General features: G+C 72.5%; 11 protein-coding genes. 7 read left to right on the top strand and 4 right to left on the bottom strand.

The window, feature by feature from the left end; translation table 11 throughout:
- The first annotated feature begins 165 nt into the window (after positions 1–165).
- From JAO81_RS31435 to JAO81_RS31455, 5 genes are all read left to right on the top strand, one after another.
- A complete protein-coding gene (locus JAO81_RS31435; protein WP_199551362.1) occupies positions 166–1653 on the top strand; it encodes an ABC transporter substrate-binding protein in 1488 nt (495 codons plus the stop codon).
- Between the two features lie 100 nt (positions 1654–1753).
- Complete coding sequence (locus JAO81_RS31440) at positions 1754–3484, top strand: ABC transporter permease subunit (RefSeq protein ID WP_199551363.1); 1731 nt, start codon at positions 1754–1756, stop codon at positions 3482–3484.
- On the top strand, positions 3481–4500 hold the full coding sequence (locus JAO81_RS31445; protein ID WP_199551364.1) for an ABC transporter ATP-binding protein: 1020 nt from the start codon (positions 3481–3483) through the stop codon (positions 4498–4500). Before JAO81_RS31440 ends, JAO81_RS31445 begins: the two co-directional genes overlap by 4 nt.
- Positions 4497–5297: a dipeptide/oligopeptide/nickel ABC transporter ATP-binding protein gene (locus tag JAO81_RS31450; protein ID WP_199551365.1), complete on the top strand. Its 801-nt coding sequence runs from the start codon at positions 4497–4499 to the stop codon at positions 5295–5297. The genes JAO81_RS31445 and JAO81_RS31450 overlap by 4 nt, the downstream gene beginning before the upstream one ends.
- Positions 5294–6247 (top strand): succinylglutamate desuccinylase/aspartoacylase family protein, encoded by a 954-nt coding sequence (locus JAO81_RS31455; RefSeq protein ID WP_199551366.1) that lies wholly within the window; start codon positions 5294–5296, stop codon positions 6245–6247. The genes JAO81_RS31450 and JAO81_RS31455 overlap by 4 nt, the downstream gene beginning before the upstream one ends.
- A gap of 15 nt (positions 6248–6262) precedes the next feature.
- Here the strand turns inward: JAO81_RS31455 and JAO81_RS42935 are convergent, their stop codons facing one another.
- The 4 genes from JAO81_RS42935 to JAO81_RS31470 all read right to left on the bottom strand — a co-directional run bounded on the left by JAO81_RS42935 (position 6263) and on the right by JAO81_RS31470 (position 10343).
- Positions 6263–6556 carry a helix-turn-helix domain-containing protein gene (locus JAO81_RS42935; RefSeq protein WP_307813911.1) on the bottom strand — a complete coding sequence of 98 codons (294 nt, stop codon included), beginning with the start codon at positions 6554–6556 and terminating at the stop codon, positions 6263–6265.
- Positions 6445–7917, bottom strand: a complete 1473-nt coding sequence (locus JAO81_RS31460; RefSeq protein ID WP_233416184.1) for a hypothetical protein — start codon at positions 7915–7917, stop codon at positions 6445–6447. Before JAO81_RS31460 ends, JAO81_RS42935 begins: the two co-directional genes overlap by 112 nt.
- 163 nt (positions 7918–8080) lie before the next feature.
- Positions 8081–8920 carry a GNAT family N-acetyltransferase gene (locus JAO81_RS31465; protein ID WP_307813913.1) on the bottom strand — a complete coding sequence of 280 codons (840 nt, stop codon included), beginning with the start codon at positions 8918–8920 and terminating at the stop codon, positions 8081–8083.
- Between the two features lie 172 nt (positions 8921–9092).
- A complete protein-coding gene (locus JAO81_RS31470; RefSeq protein WP_199551368.1) occupies positions 9093–10343 on the bottom strand; it encodes a serine hydrolase in 1251 nt (416 codons plus the stop codon).
- 449 nt (positions 10344–10792) lie between these two features.
- Here JAO81_RS31470 and JAO81_RS31475 point away from each other — a divergent pair, with 449 nt between their 5' ends.
- Together JAO81_RS31475 and JAO81_RS31480 are read left to right on the top strand one after the other, a co-directional pair.
- Positions 10793–12361 (top strand): ABC transporter substrate-binding protein, encoded by a 1569-nt coding sequence (locus JAO81_RS31475; RefSeq protein WP_199551369.1) that lies wholly within the window; start codon positions 10793–10795, stop codon positions 12359–12361.
- Position 12362: 1 nt separating this feature from the next.
- Positions 12363–13472: an ABC transporter permease gene (locus JAO81_RS31480; RefSeq protein WP_199551370.1), complete on the top strand. Its 1110-nt coding sequence runs from the start codon at positions 12363–12365 to the stop codon at positions 13470–13472.
- The last annotated feature ends 149 nt before the right edge of the window (positions 13473–13621 follow it).

The raw sequence follows: 13621 nt of genomic DNA on the forward strand, positions 1-13621 counted from the left end.
CCCCGCCGCGGGGGCGGAGCCCGCCCCGGGGGGGGGCGGGCGGGCCCGGGCGCGCCCGGGCACGCCGGCTACGGGTGCCCCGACCCCTCGTTAGTTGAAAATGATTATCATCGGCTATTGTCGTCCAGGTCCCGACCTGCCCCGTTCCACGGACCTGGATGTTCAGTGCGCATACCCACGCCCCTGCCTGCCCTCTCCCTCACGGCTGTCGCCGCCCTGCTCCTGACGGGCTGCTTCGCAGCCGGCGGAGGGGAGTCCGGCTCCTCGTCCGAGCGCCTGCGCGTAGTGATGATGCAGCCGCCGCGTTCCGGGCTCTCCCCGCTCAGTGACGACGCCTTCAAGCTCTCGCGCTGGAGCACCGCGGAGACCCTGGTCACGCTCGACGCCAACGGTGATCCGCAGCCCGCACTCGCCACCTCCTGGCGCGCGTCAGGTGACGCGGCCTGGACCTTCACTCTCCGTAAGGGCGTCACCTTCCACGACGGCACGCCGCTCACGGCCGCGGACGTCGTCCGCTCCCTCACCCGGGCCGCACAGGCCGCGCCGAAGCCGCGCATCCTCGACGGGGTCGAGCTCACCGTCACAGCGCAGGGCGACAAGGTGAGGGTGGCCACCGCGGCCCCGGATCCGCTGCTGCCCCAGCGTCTGTCCTCGCCGCAGCTGTCGGTCCTGGCCGCCAAGGCGTACCGGGGGAAGACGGTGAACCCCGTCGGGGCCGGCACCGGCGCGTTCGTCCTCAAGAAGGTGAACGGGACCAGTTCCGCCACGCTCGACCGCAACGGCGCGTACTGGGGCGGGCGCCCCGAAGCACCCGGGATCGACGTGCGGTTCGTGCCCGACGGCACCGCGCGGGCCGCCGCGCTGCGCAGCGGAGAGGCGGACATCGTCGAGTCCGTACCGGTGTCACAGGCCGCGATGCTCGACGAGGACCAGATCACCGAAGTGCCGATGCCGCGCACGAACACCCTCTACCTCAACACGGAGCGCGGCGCTTTCGCCGACCCCGCGCTCCGGTCCGCCGCCCGCGGCGCGATCGACGCCGAGGCGCTGGTGAAGGGGGTCTACGAGGGTCGCGCGGACGTTGCCGAAGGGCTGCTCGGGCCCGCCATCCCGTGGGCCGAGCAGCGCGCCGGCCGTACCGAGCCCGCCGCTCCCGGCAAGCCGGACGGCAAGGCGATCACCATCGGCACCTTCACCGACCGTGCCGAGCTGCCCGAGGTCGCCGCCGCGCTCCAACAGCAGCTCCAGCAGGCCGGGTTCACCGTGAAGCTGGAAGTCAGGGAGTACGCGGCGATCGAAGCCGACGCGCTCGCGGGCAAGTTCGACGCCTTCATCCTGTCGCGGGCCACGGTGCTCGACTCCGGCGACCCGGCGGCGTACCTCTACAGCGATTTCGCGAGCGACGGTTCGTTCAATCTCTCCCAACTCGCCGACCCCGGCGTCGACAAGGCCCTTCGCAAGGCCACGAACGCCCCCTCCGGGCCGGAGCGGCGCGCCGCGATCCTGGCCGCCGAGCGTGCGGTGCTCAACTCCGGCGCGGCGCTTCCGATGCTGCACGAACGGGTCATCCAGGGCGACTCGCCCCGGGTCGTCGGTTCGGCCAAGGACCCGCGCGAGCGTCTGCTCGTCACGCCCGACACGTACGTGAAGTGAGGGCCCCGGCATGAGGGTGGCACGCGCGCGTAAGCCCGGCATGAGGGCGGCACTCGCTCACAGGGGCGGCATGAGGGCGGCCCAGGCTCGTAACGCCGGCATGAGGGCGGCATTCGCTCGTATCGGAGGACTCGCCGTCGTCCTCGCGCTCATCGGGCTGCTGCCCTGGCTGTCCGGCCGGGACGCGGCGCTCAGCGTGCTGCGTGCCCGGTCCGCCGAACAGGAGGCGACCACCGAGGCGTTGACGGCGGTCCGCGAGGACCTCGGCCTCGATGCCGGGCCCCTGACCCTGCTCGGTCGCTGGGCCGGCGGACTGCTGCGCGGCGACCTCGGCCGGTCATGGGTCTCGGGGTCCGACGTGCTGCCGTCCGTGCTCTCCGGGCTCACGGTGTCACTTGCCCTGATGGGCGCCTCGCTCGTCGTGGCCCTGCTGGTCGCGGTCGCACTGTGCGCGCGGACGGTGGTACGGGGTGCGCGGGGCACGCTGCGCGCGTCAGGCTCCCCCGGGGCGACGGCCGCCATGCTCGCCTCCGTGCCCGAATTCCTCCTGGCGACCGTGCTGTTGATCGCGGCCGGCGTCTGGCTGGGGCTGCTCCCGACCTCCGGCTGGCAGGGGCCGGCCTCGATGGTGCTGCCCGCGCTCGCCATGGGGGTGCCCGCCGGAGGACTGCTCGGCCGTCTTGTCGACGACGCGCTGCCCGGGGTGTACGCGGAACGCTGGGCCGGCCTGTGGCGTGCCTCAGGTGTTTCGGCGCCCCGGATCGCGCTGGCCTCGTTGCGCCGGGCGGTGCCCGCGATCGTGCCCCAGTTCGGTCTGGTCGCGGTCGGGCTGACCGGGGGCGCCGTCGCGGTGGAGACCGTGTTCGCGATCCCGGGCATCGGCCGCACCGCGCTGGGCGCAGCCAAGGCCCAGGATCTACCGCTGCTCCAGGGCGCGGTACTTGCCCTGCTCATGCTGGGACTTGCGGCGGGCATCCTCGCTCACCTCGCCCGCGGATGGCTGCTCGGCCCCGGCCTCGACGATGCGGCTCTCGCGCTGCCGACCGCGCCCCGGCGCTCAAAGGGCCCGGTGCAGAAGGCCGTTCCCCCGGTGCTCGCGGCGGTGCTGCTCGCGGTCATCGGGTGGGGTCTGGTGCGTGAACCGTACGCCGTCGATGTCACAGCCCGGCTCTCCGCCCCCTCGTGGCACCACCCTCTTGGCACCGATGGTCTCGGCCGGGATGTGCTGGCGCGGCTCGGCCACGGTGCCGCCGCGACGGTCGGCGTGGCCGTCGCGGTCTGCCTGATCAGCTATCTGATCGCGGTCACGATCGGCTTCCTGCCGTCGCTGTCCTCGGGGATCGCCGATGTCGCCAACGCGCTGCCGCCGGTCATCGTCGGCATCCTCGTCGCGGCGGCGCTCGGTCCGGGCACGGCCGGGGCCTCGGTGGCCGTCGCGCTCATCTCCTGGCCACCGCTGGCCGCGCACGCCGCGGCTCTGGTGCAGGAGACCCGCTCGGCCGGGTTCCTCACCGCGCAGCGGGCGATCGGCGCTCCCCCGCGCTGGGTGCTGACCCGGCACGTCCTGCCGGCCGTGGCCGGTCCGGTGGCCCGGCACGCGCTGCTGCGCCTGCCCGGCATCGCTCTCGCGCTCGCCTCGCTCGGCTTCCTCGGGCTCGGCGCCCAGCCACCGGCTCCCGAGTGGGGGCTGTTGCTCGACGAATCACGCGCATACGTGGAGCGGGCGCCGTGGGCCGCGCTCTCACCGGCGCTCGCGCTCGCCCTGCTCGCCGGTCTGGCCGTGTCGATCTCCCACACCACCCCCAACGCGCCGAAGGGACAGCGTGCATGACCGACCGTCAACTCCTGTTGTCCGTACGCGATCTGCACGTCACGTTCCCGGACGAGGGTCTGACTCCGGTCCAGGGGGTCTCGTTCGAGGTACGCGAAGGGGAGGTGCTCGCGCTGGTCGGTGAGACCGGGGCGGGCAAGTCGCTGACCGCCCGGGCCGTGCTCGGGATGGCGCCGCCCACCGCGTGGCTGGGCGGCAGTGTGGAGTTCCGCGGCCGGGAGATCCTGGGCGCGTCGCGTGCGGTGTACGCCGGGCTGTGGGGCCGTCGGCTCGCGTTCGTGCCGCAGGACGCGCTGTCCGTGCTCAGCCCCGTGCACACGGTCGGCGATCAACTGGCCGCCGCCGTGCGCTCGGTGGGCGGGACGGGGCGCCGCGCGGCACGGAAGTCCGCGGTGGCGGCCCTCGAACGGGTGGGCATCGCGGACGCGGCCCGGCGGGCTCGGGCGTATCCGCACGAGTTCTCCGGCGGCATGCGCCAGCGAGCCGTCCTCGCGATGGCGATGATCAACGATCCTGACCTGGTGGTCGCCGACGAACCCACCACCGCCCTCGACCCTGCCCGGCAGGAGCAGGTCCTCGAACTCCTCGCGGAGCTGCGGGAGTCGAGTGGCGCGGCGATGCTCCTGGTGACCCATGATCTGGGGGTCGTGGCGCACCACGCCGACAGGGTTCTCGTCCTGTACGCGGGCCGGACCATCGAGTCGGGGCCCGTGGCCGACGTACTCGCCCGGCCCCGCGCCCCCTACACAGCGGGCCTGCTGGCCTCGCTGCCCCCGGACACCCCGGCCGCCGACCGCCGGCTGCCCGCGATCGGCGGGGCACCGCCCGCGCCCGACGGGGTCGCCCGTCTGGAGGGCTGGGCGGTCGCCCCCCGCTGCCCGCCCGCCGACGGTCACTGCCGCACCGAGGCTCCCCGACCCGAACCGGCGGCGGACGGCCACCTGGTCGCCTGCCACCACTGGCGCGAACTCCCGTGCGCTCCGCAGCAGTTGTTCACCGAAGGAACCACCCTGTGAACCCCGTCCTGAGCGTTCACGACCTCACCGTCCGATATCCCGGCCGCGGCCGGCGCGCGGCTCCCGTGACCGCCGTCGACCGGGTCTCCTTCGCCGTGGCCGAGGGTGAGACCCTGGCGCTTATCGGCCCCTCCGGCTCCGGCAAGTCCAGCACCGGCGCTGCCGCGCTGATGCTGCGCCGGCCGGACGGCGGCGAAGTCCACTTCGACGGCCGGGAGTTGACCGCACTCGACGAGACCGCGATCCGCCCCCTGCGGCCGCTGTTCCAGCCGGTCTTCCAGGATCCCTACGGCTCACTCAGCCCCCGTCTGCGGATCCGTGACGCGATCGCCGAACCGCTGCGGGTGCAGGGTCGGTGGGATCCCAAGACCGGACCGGCCCACGTCACTCACCTCCTGGAGACCGTCGGGCTCGATCCGCGGCTCGGCGACCGCCTGCCGCATGAACTGTCCGGCGGGCAGTGCCAACGCGTCGGCATCGCCCGGGCGTTGGTCAGCGAGCCGCGGCTGCTCGTCCTGGACGAACCGGTGTCGGCCCTCGACCCGTCGGTGCGCGCGGGGGTCCTCAACCTCCTCACCGGCCTGCAGGAACGGCTTGGTCTCGCCTACCTGTTCATCTGCCACGACCTGGCCGTCGTACGGCATGTCGCCCACCGGGTCGCCGTCATGGACGGCGGCCGCATCGCGGAGACGCTCGCGGCCACCGCGCTGTACGGCCAAGGCGAGGTCCACCCCCGTACGCGGGAACTGCTCACGAGCGCGTTCCCCCGACCCCGTACCACTGGAGCAATGCGATGATCCCGCCCACCGGGCCCGGCACGAAGTCCTCGCACCATGTGCCTGTCGACCTGGGCGGCCGCACCGTCGACCTGCCCCTCACACAGGTGCGGGGAGTGCGCCCCGGGCCGCGCGTGGTGATCACGGCCGGTATGCACGGCGGCGAGTTCTGCGGCATCGAAGCGGCCACGCGCCTCGCGGCGCGGCTGACGCCCGAGGAGGTGCACGGCGACGTCGTCATCTGCCCGGTGGCCAACCCCCCGGCCGTGTACGACGGGCGCCTCGGTGTGTCGCCGCTCGACGGCGTGAACATCAACCGGGTCTTCCCCGGCGACCCCCAGGGCAGCCCCACCGAACGACTGGCCGCCTGGCACACCGCGCACCTTTGCCCGGGGGCCGACCTCTACGTCGATCTGCACTCCGGCGGCATCGACGAAACCCTGCGCGACTTCGTCGGCTACCGGCTGACCGGAGACCGCGCACTCGACGCCCGTACGCGTGAACTCGCCCACGCCGTCGGCATCGAGGACGTGATCATCGGCCGTACGGCCGAGGGCGGCAACAGCCATGCCGCAGCCGCCCGTCGCGGTATCCCGGCCCTGCTCGTCGAGGCCGGCGACCGCGGCAACCGCGACCCGGACACCGCCGCCCGTCTCGTCGGCGGTCTGCTCCGGCTCCTGGGAGAGGCCGGTGTCACGGCCCGCACCGCCGGCAGCGAGCCGAGGCGGGTGCGCGAGTGGCTGTGGGCGTGCTCGGTCACCGCCGAAACGACCGGACTCTGGTATCCGGCACTCGCCGCCGGGGACGAAGCGACGGCCGGCGCTCCGCTCGGCCACCTCGTCAGCCCCGCCGACGGCAGCCGCACCACGGTGGTGTCCCCGGCCACGGGGCGGCTCTTCTACGGCATGCACGCCCTCACCGTCCGCCGCGGCGCGGAACTGGCGGCGGTCGCCGAACCGAAGGCGGCGTGACGCACCGGGTGCGCATCAGGGCGCGAGCCGCAGGTGGAGCATCGCCTCGAAGCGGGCTTCGGGAGTGGACAGATCGAGACCGGACACCGTGGCAAGCCGTTTCAGGCGGTAGCGGAAGGTGTTGGGGTGCACGTGCATGGCGGCCGATGCGGAGATGACGTCGCCGAACGCGTCGAGCCAGGCGGCGAGCGTCTCCGTCAGCGTCGTGCCGTGCTCAGCGTCGTAGGCACGCAGCCGGACGATCGGGTTGTCCGGCGGGCCGCCGTCGGCGGCGATCCGGTCGGCCAGTTCGAGCAGCAGGGCGTCCACATAGACGGCGGCGAGCCGGGCGGTCCGCAGATCCGGTCGCCGCTCGCGCAGCACCCGCAGGGCCTGGTCGGCTTCGGCGCGCGAACGGCGCAGGTCCTCGGGCCTGCCCGCGACGCCGCCCGCCCCGCTGGCGGCGGGCGCCCGGTCCCCGCTCCGCTCGGGCGGGCGGGCGGGGCGCGGGCGCCCCCGCGCCCCCCCCCCCCCCCCCCCCGCCCCCGATGACGGCGGACGCCCGGTCCCCGATCCGCTCCAGGAAGGACTCGGCGACCCGTCGGGCCGCCTCGTCCGAAGTGGCGGGCAGCACCGCGTAGGTGATGCCGCCGAGTGTGGCGGTGGCCGTCCTCGGGTGGATCGCGTTCAGGTGGAGGGCGAGCGCACCGGCGATCCGGTCGGCCGCCACGACGCGGTCGGCGGCTGCCGAGGTGTGGGTCGCCGCGAGGGCGGGCACGCAGGCGGGCTGGGCGGACAGACCGAGCCGGGCGGGCTCCGGGAGCGCCCTCGCCGCCTTCGAGGAGCGTGGCGAGCAGGTCGGCCCGGAGCCGGTGCCCGACGTCCTCGCCCGCCCTGCGGCGCAGCAGATGCAGAGCGGCGACCTTGGCCGCGTCGCTCAGGGCGCGTTCGCGGTCCCTGGTCAGGGGCTGCTTGACCACGACCCAGATGGAGCCGAGGATCTCGCCGCCCGCGCGTACCGCGATCGCGACCCGCGGCTTGGCCGCGATCCCCTCCAGATACAGCGGCTCGTCGTTGCGGTAGAGCAGCCGGAACGCACCCCGCTCCTCAAGGGCCCGCAGCTTCTCCGCCGGGACCTGACGGTCGAGGATCGTCGCGATCCTGGCCTCGTCGCCCTCGTCCTGACGGCTGGAGAACGCGAGCACCCTGCCGTCGCGGTCCTCGACCGTCACCGGCCCGTCGAGCAGCGCGGAGATCGCGTTGGCCAGCGCGAACAGGTCTCCGGCGAGCGGCTCTTCGGCCGGCTCCCCGACGAGCTCGTCGACCGAGAGCATCGACCGCAAGAGCGCCGCGACCTGCGCCCAGGAGGCGCCCGCCATCAGACCGAGCACCGGGATCGCGGCCTTGTCGACGGCCGCCTCCACCGCTTCGTCCACGGCGATCGGGGCTCGTACGATGACGGGCGCCGCGCCGAGGACGGCGGCCCACTCGACCAGGCCCCCGGCCTCGGCCGCGCCGTGGATCCCGACGCCGAGGACGATCGCCCCCGGCAGGCGTGCCGGGGCGTCGTGCGGGTCGTGGATGAGCACCCCGCCGACCGGCCGCGCCGCATCCGGTTCGCCGACCGTGGACACGATGAAGGTCGACCCCAGGTCCGCGAGGACGCGGCCGAGAGGGGCTCGCCCGCTCACCTCCGCTCCCGGCGGCCGCATCGCGACCGACTCGCGGGCGATCTCCCGGGCTTCCCGATCGCGGCTCCGGTCCTCGTGGGTCCGCCTTCCGCGGCTCCGGCCCTCGCGGGTCCGCCTTCCACGGCGCCGGCCCCCATCGATCCGCCCTCCGCGGGTCCCGCCCTCATCGATCCGCCTTCCGTTCGACGAGATACCGGCCGTCGCGGGTGAATCCGGTGACGGCCGCACCGTCCGCGAGCAGTTCGCCGAGGGTTTCCCGCAGCGCCGTGCGCCAGGCGTACGCGGCCGCGGGACGCTCCCGGCGCAACGCCTCGATGTCGGACGGGATGCGGACGCTGACGCAGGAGCCGTCCAGCGGGCCGCGCACGGGCAGTCCGTCCGCGTCCGCGTCGAGCCCCGGCGCGGCGTCCGTGGGGACGGGCGCCAGGAGGTGCGGCCGGATGCAGGCCTCGGCGACGGCGGGGTCGGCGAGGTTCCAGCCGACGAGCAGCCGGTCGGATCCCTGGCCCTTGTTGACGCTGTCGTCCATGGCGCCGTAGAAGTCCGGCAGGTACTCCTCGGCCACCGCGCCCAGCTTGGCCAGGTTGAAGTAGGCGTTGCGGCTGACCAACGGGTCGTAGGTCCAGGTCACCTTGGTGAGGGAGCGCTCGAGGGCCCAGGCCCGCTGATGGACCTTCAGGGCGAACCCGATGGTGCGGCCGCGGGCGCACGCGTCGACGCCGGCGATGTGCGAGTGCAGTCCGGCCTCCGCGAGGAAGCCCACGCACACGCCGATCAGCCGGTCGGCCTCGTACGCGCCGGCCACGTAACTGCCCGAGTGCTCAAAACCCCTGAGCAGGGCCATGGTGATGAGCGGGCTGTCCGCCGGCGGCCGCCACACCCGGTCGAGCAGGGCGCAGGCGTCCCGGAACTCCGCCTCCTGCGACAGCTGCCTGATGGTGACGCCGGACCGCCGCTGAGCCAGGTCGGATGCGGCCGCGGACACCTCGAGGAGTTCACTCACGCCTCCTCCCGTATCGATTCCTGCATCGATTCCCACATCGAGTGCCGCATCGGTTGCCGCAGGGTGGAGTGCTCGGTCAAGGTCGCCTCGCAGGTGTCCGGTGACGAAGTCGGCCCCCGCCCGCCCCGGCTGTTCGCGCGAGGCGGGCAGTGGGCCACGGTCGGTGAGCGGGTCAGGAGAGCTGCAGGGGGCGGGTCGCCGGGACGGCGGCCGCGGAACCGGCGGGGGGGCCCCCGCCCCCCGCGGGGGCGGGGCAGGAGGGCGCCTCCAAGACAGCGGGCGGGGTGCCGCCCTGGTGGGCCCAGGCACCGTTGATATTGGTGCTCGCGACCTTCGATCCGTCGCGCAACCCCATCGACCACGACAGCGAGCCGTGGATCGTGCCGCCGTGCCCCCACACCTGGACACCGCAGGACAGCTTCTGCCGGATCATGCCGAGCCCGTATCCCGTGTCGGGGATCCAGTTCACGGTTTCCACGGCGGTGAACATCTCCTTCTGCTGGGCGGGACGGAGCAAACGCCCGCTGAGCAGCGCGCTGTAGAACCGGTTGATATCGCCTGCCGTGGAGATCATGTCGCCGGCCGAGCCCGCCCAGGTCGCGCTCATCTCGGTCACGTCGTGCACCGGCGCCGCGGGGTCACCCGTCATGAGCTTGGAGTAGGCCCGTCCGTGCGGACCGACGACGGTCGTGCTCCTACCCGGCAGATACGTGTTGCCGAGGCCGAGCGGTCCGATGATCCGCCGGGTCACCTCAGCGCTGAGCGAGCGGCCCGACACCTGCTCCACGATCATCCCGGCGAGGATGAAGTTGGTGTTCGAGTAGGCCCAGGACGTACCCGGCGCGAAGTCCGGCGCGTGGCTCATCGCCGTGCTGACGAGCTCCTGCGGCAGGACGCTGTCGAAACGGTGGTCGAGGAAGCCCTGGCCGACCAGCTTGGCCAACACCCCGGCGTCGTTCGTGTAGTTGAAGATGCCGCTCGTGTGGTTGAGCAGCTGCCGTACGGTGATCTTGCTGCCGTCGTGGCCGTTGCCCCGCACCACACCCGGCAGCCACTTCTCCACGGTGTCGTCGAGGCTGAGCCGTCCCTCACCCACCAGCTGCAGCAGGACCGTGGCGGTGAACGTCTTGGTGGTGCTGCCGATCCGGTAGCGGTCGTAGGACACCGGCTTGCGGCCGGTGGAGGTGTCCGCGACTCCGGAGGTGCCGAACCACCGGCCGGAGCCGTTCTTGACCTCGGCGAGGATGCCGGGCGCCCCTCCCTCGTTCACCGCGCGGTCCAGCACACGCTGGACGGCGTCGTTCGTCGTCCTGGGTTCCGCGGACGTCGCGGGGTCCGCGGACACCGCCACGGACACAGCCGGTGACGCGACCATGACCATGGCCGCGATGCTCGCGGTGAGGACAGCTCTGAAACGGGACATGGGGCTTCCTTTCGTGGCGAGGCTCGCAGGGACGTACTCCCGGGCAGCGCATCCGGGCAGTGCTTCCGGGCAGTGCTTCTGGGCAACGCATCCAGGCAGCGCTTCCGCAGCGCTTCCGGCAGCGCTTCCGGGCAGTGCCTCCGGGAGCCGACATCGTCCCCAGCGGCGGCACGCCCTGGCTAAGTGCGGCCGGACGAAATACCGCCCGCCGATTGGTGCCGCGGGATGAACCCGTCCCCGCGGCCCCTTTCGACCTGGCCGCCAAGTGCCTTTTGGCCGGCGGCACATATAACGGCGCCCGCATTCGTACGACGGTCCGAAGAGGCACCCGGGCGGCTGGCCTAGCGTTCGCTGTTACCTCGTCAGGGCCCGTACGACGTGCATGACGTGGGTGACCTGCATGAATACCTCACCTTTCGCGCGCTGACGTCCGACCTGGAGGTCCTCTCATGGCGCCCCGTAAGAACCTGACGGTCCTGCTGCTCGCCACCGCGGTGGCGCTGACCGCCTGCTCCGGTGGCGGTGCGTCCACACCGGCGGCCGGCGGCCGGACCCTGGTCATCGACACGTCCTTCGACCTCAAGACGGCCGACCCGGGCCGGATGTACGAAGCCACCGGACTCTTCGTGGGCAAGGCGGTGTACGAGACGCTGCTCACCTTCGAGGGCGGCGACGTGACCAAGCCGGTGCCGGCGCTCGCCGAGTCGTACACGCTCTCCGACGACGGCAAGGTCCTGACGCTGAAGCTCCGTTCGGGGGCGAAGTTCAGCGACGGCTCCACGCTCACCGCCGACGACGTGGTCTTCTCACTGACCCGCCTGCGCGACATGAAGGGCAATCCGTCGTTCCTCCTGGCCGGCGTGGAGGTGGCCAAGAGCGAAGACTCCACGATCACCCTGACGTCGAAGACGCCGAACCCCGCGCTGCCGTACATCCTGCCGAACCCCACACTCGGGATCCTCAACAGCAAGGTCGCCAAGGCGCACGGCGCGACGGCCGACGACAAGGACAAGGCGGAGCAGTACCTCAACAAGACGTCGGCCGGATCGGGTCCCTACACGATCGAGTCGTTCAACGTCAGCAACCAGGTGGTGCTGCGGGCGAACAAGAAGTACTACGGCACAAAGCCCGCGTACGACAAAGTCGTCATCCGCAATGTCGAGGCGGCGACCCAGAAACTCAATGTGCAGCGCGGCGACAGCCAGGTGGCGCTGAACCTCTCCGGCGACCAGGCCAAGGGCATGTCCGCCACCGTGCAGGTGAAGCGGACCGCCTCGGCCAACGTGATCTATCTGCACCACAGCCGGAACAAGGCGCTCAGCAAGGTGACGTCGAACCCGAAGTTCGTGGAAGCCGTACGCAAGGGCGTCGACTACAAGGGCCTCCTCGAACTGGCCGGCGAAGGGTCCGTGCAGGCGCCGGGCATCATCCCCTCCCAACTCCTCGGCGCCCTCCCGCCCGACCAGGCACCCCAGCGCGACGTGGCGGGAGCGAAGGCGGCACTGGCGGCGAGCGGCCTGACCGACCCGAAGGTCGAACTGGAGTATCCGAGCGAGCTCACGGTGAACGGTCTGTCCCTGCAGCCGCTGGCCGAGCGCATCCAGTCCAACCTCAAGGAAGTCGGCATCACCGTCGACCTCGCGCCCGCACCCCTCACCACCGCGGCGGACAACTACCGCAACGGCAAGGAGGAGATGGGCCTGTGGTACTGGGGCCCTGACCACCCGGATCCCACCGGTTACCTGGTGTTCCTGCCCGGCAAGATGGTCGGGGAGCGCCTCGGCTGGAAGGCGGGCGCGGACAAGAAGCTGGAGGCCGCGGGCGAGAAGGCGGCCGCCGCGGTCGGCGAGGAGGCGCGCAAGCAGGCCTTCGCCGACGTGCAGACGCAGTTGAACACCACGGGCCCGTACGTCCCGCTCATCCAGCCCGGCCAGAACATCGTGACGGCCGCCTCGGTCACCGGCCTCGAGTACCACCCGGTGTGGACCGTCGACGTCGCCGACCTCGGTGTGAAGTGACATGACGAGCAAGCAGAATCGGGTACGGCGCCGCAACGGGCCACTGCCCGCGTTCCACGTCCGAGGTCGCTTTCCCGGATTCCTCGCCCGCAGACCGCTGCTCGGATTCCTCGCCCGCAGGATCCTCGTCGCGATCCTGCTGGCCTGGGGCATCACCCTGGTCACATTCGTCCTGACGAACCTGGTGCCGGGCGATCCGGTGGCGGCGAACCTGGGGCAGCGGGCGGTCGGCGACCCGGTGGCCGTGGCGCAGTGGAGGGCCGAGCACGGGCTCGACAAGCAGCTCCCGCAGCAGTACTTGCTGTTCCTGGAGGGCTTGCTCCACGGCGACCTGGGCACCAGTCAGCAGTCCCACCGGCCCGTCAGCGAGGACCTGGCGGAGTTCGTGCCCGCGACCCTGGAACTGGCGGGCGCGGCCATCCTCGTATCACTGGTGCTCGGTGTGGCCTTCGGTCTCATCGCGGCCCTGCGCCGCGACCGTCTGGCGGACCACGTGCTGCGGATGCTGAGCCTGATCGGGGTCTCGGTCCCGACGTTCTGGCTGGCGCTCCTGGCGTTCTACGTCTTCTTCTACCGTCTCCAACTCACCCCGGGCAGCGGCCGGGTGGACCCCGCCATCGGCGCGCCGCCACCCGTCACCGGCCTGCACACGGTGGACGCGGCGCTGGCCGGCCGGTGGGACATCTTCACCAGCGCGCTCGGTCATCTGATCGTGCCCGCCCTCGTGCTCTCGCTCTACACGATCGGGCTGCTCACCCGCTTCACCCGCAGCGCGGTCCTCGAGGTGCTCGGCCAGGACTACGTCCGCGCGGGCCGGGCCAAGGGGCTTTCGGGCCGGGTGATCCTCTTCCGCTACGTGCTGCGGTCCGCGCTGGTACCGATCATCACGGTGGCGGGGCTCGCGTTCGGCAGTCTCCTGTCGGGCACCGTTCTCGTCGAGGCGATCTTCGCCTGGCAGGGCGTCGGGCAGTACGCGTACAAGAGCGCCACCGCCCTCGACCTGCCCGCCATCATGGGCGTCGGCCTGGTGGTCAGCGGCGTGTACCTGGCGATCAACCTGCTCGTGGACGTCCTGTACGGCGTCATCGACCCCCGGGTGAGGCTGCGATGAGTCAACTGCCCCTTGCCGTAAGGCGCTTGTCCGTCACGGTGAAGCGGCTGCCGGCCGCGCTGCGGCGGCTGCCCCAGGCGGGGGGGGGGGCCCCGGGCCGGGCCCGGGGGGGGGGGGGGGCCGCCCGGCGCGGCTGCCCCCCCCCGCCC

The sequence above is a fragment of the Streptomyces sp. N35 genome, assembly GCF_016464295.1.
Classification (GTDB): Bacteria; Actinomycetota; Actinomycetes; order Streptomycetales; family Streptomycetaceae; genus Streptomyces.

Coding starts and splice junctions, on each gene's coding strand:
- JAO81_RS31440 (WP_199551363.1), top strand. CDS start 1,754: ATGAGGGCGGCATTCGCTCGTATCGGAGGACTCGCCGTCGTCCTCGCG.
- JAO81_RS31445 (WP_199551364.1), top strand. CDS start 3,481: ATGACCGACCGTCAACTCCTGTTGTCCGTACGCGATCTGCACGTCACG.
- JAO81_RS31455 (WP_199551366.1), top strand. CDS start 5,294: ATGATCCCGCCCACCGGGCCCGGCACGAAGTCCTCGCACCATGTGCCT.
- JAO81_RS31470 (WP_199551368.1), bottom strand. CDS start 10,343: ATGTCCCGTTTCAGAGCTGTCCTCACCGCGAGCATCGCGGCCATGGTC.
- JAO81_RS31475 (WP_199551369.1), top strand. CDS start 10,793: ATGGCGCCCCGTAAGAACCTGACGGTCCTGCTGCTCGCCACCGCGGTG.
- JAO81_RS31480 (WP_199551370.1), top strand. CDS start 12,363: ATGACGAGCAAGCAGAATCGGGTACGGCGCCGCAACGGGCCACTGCCC.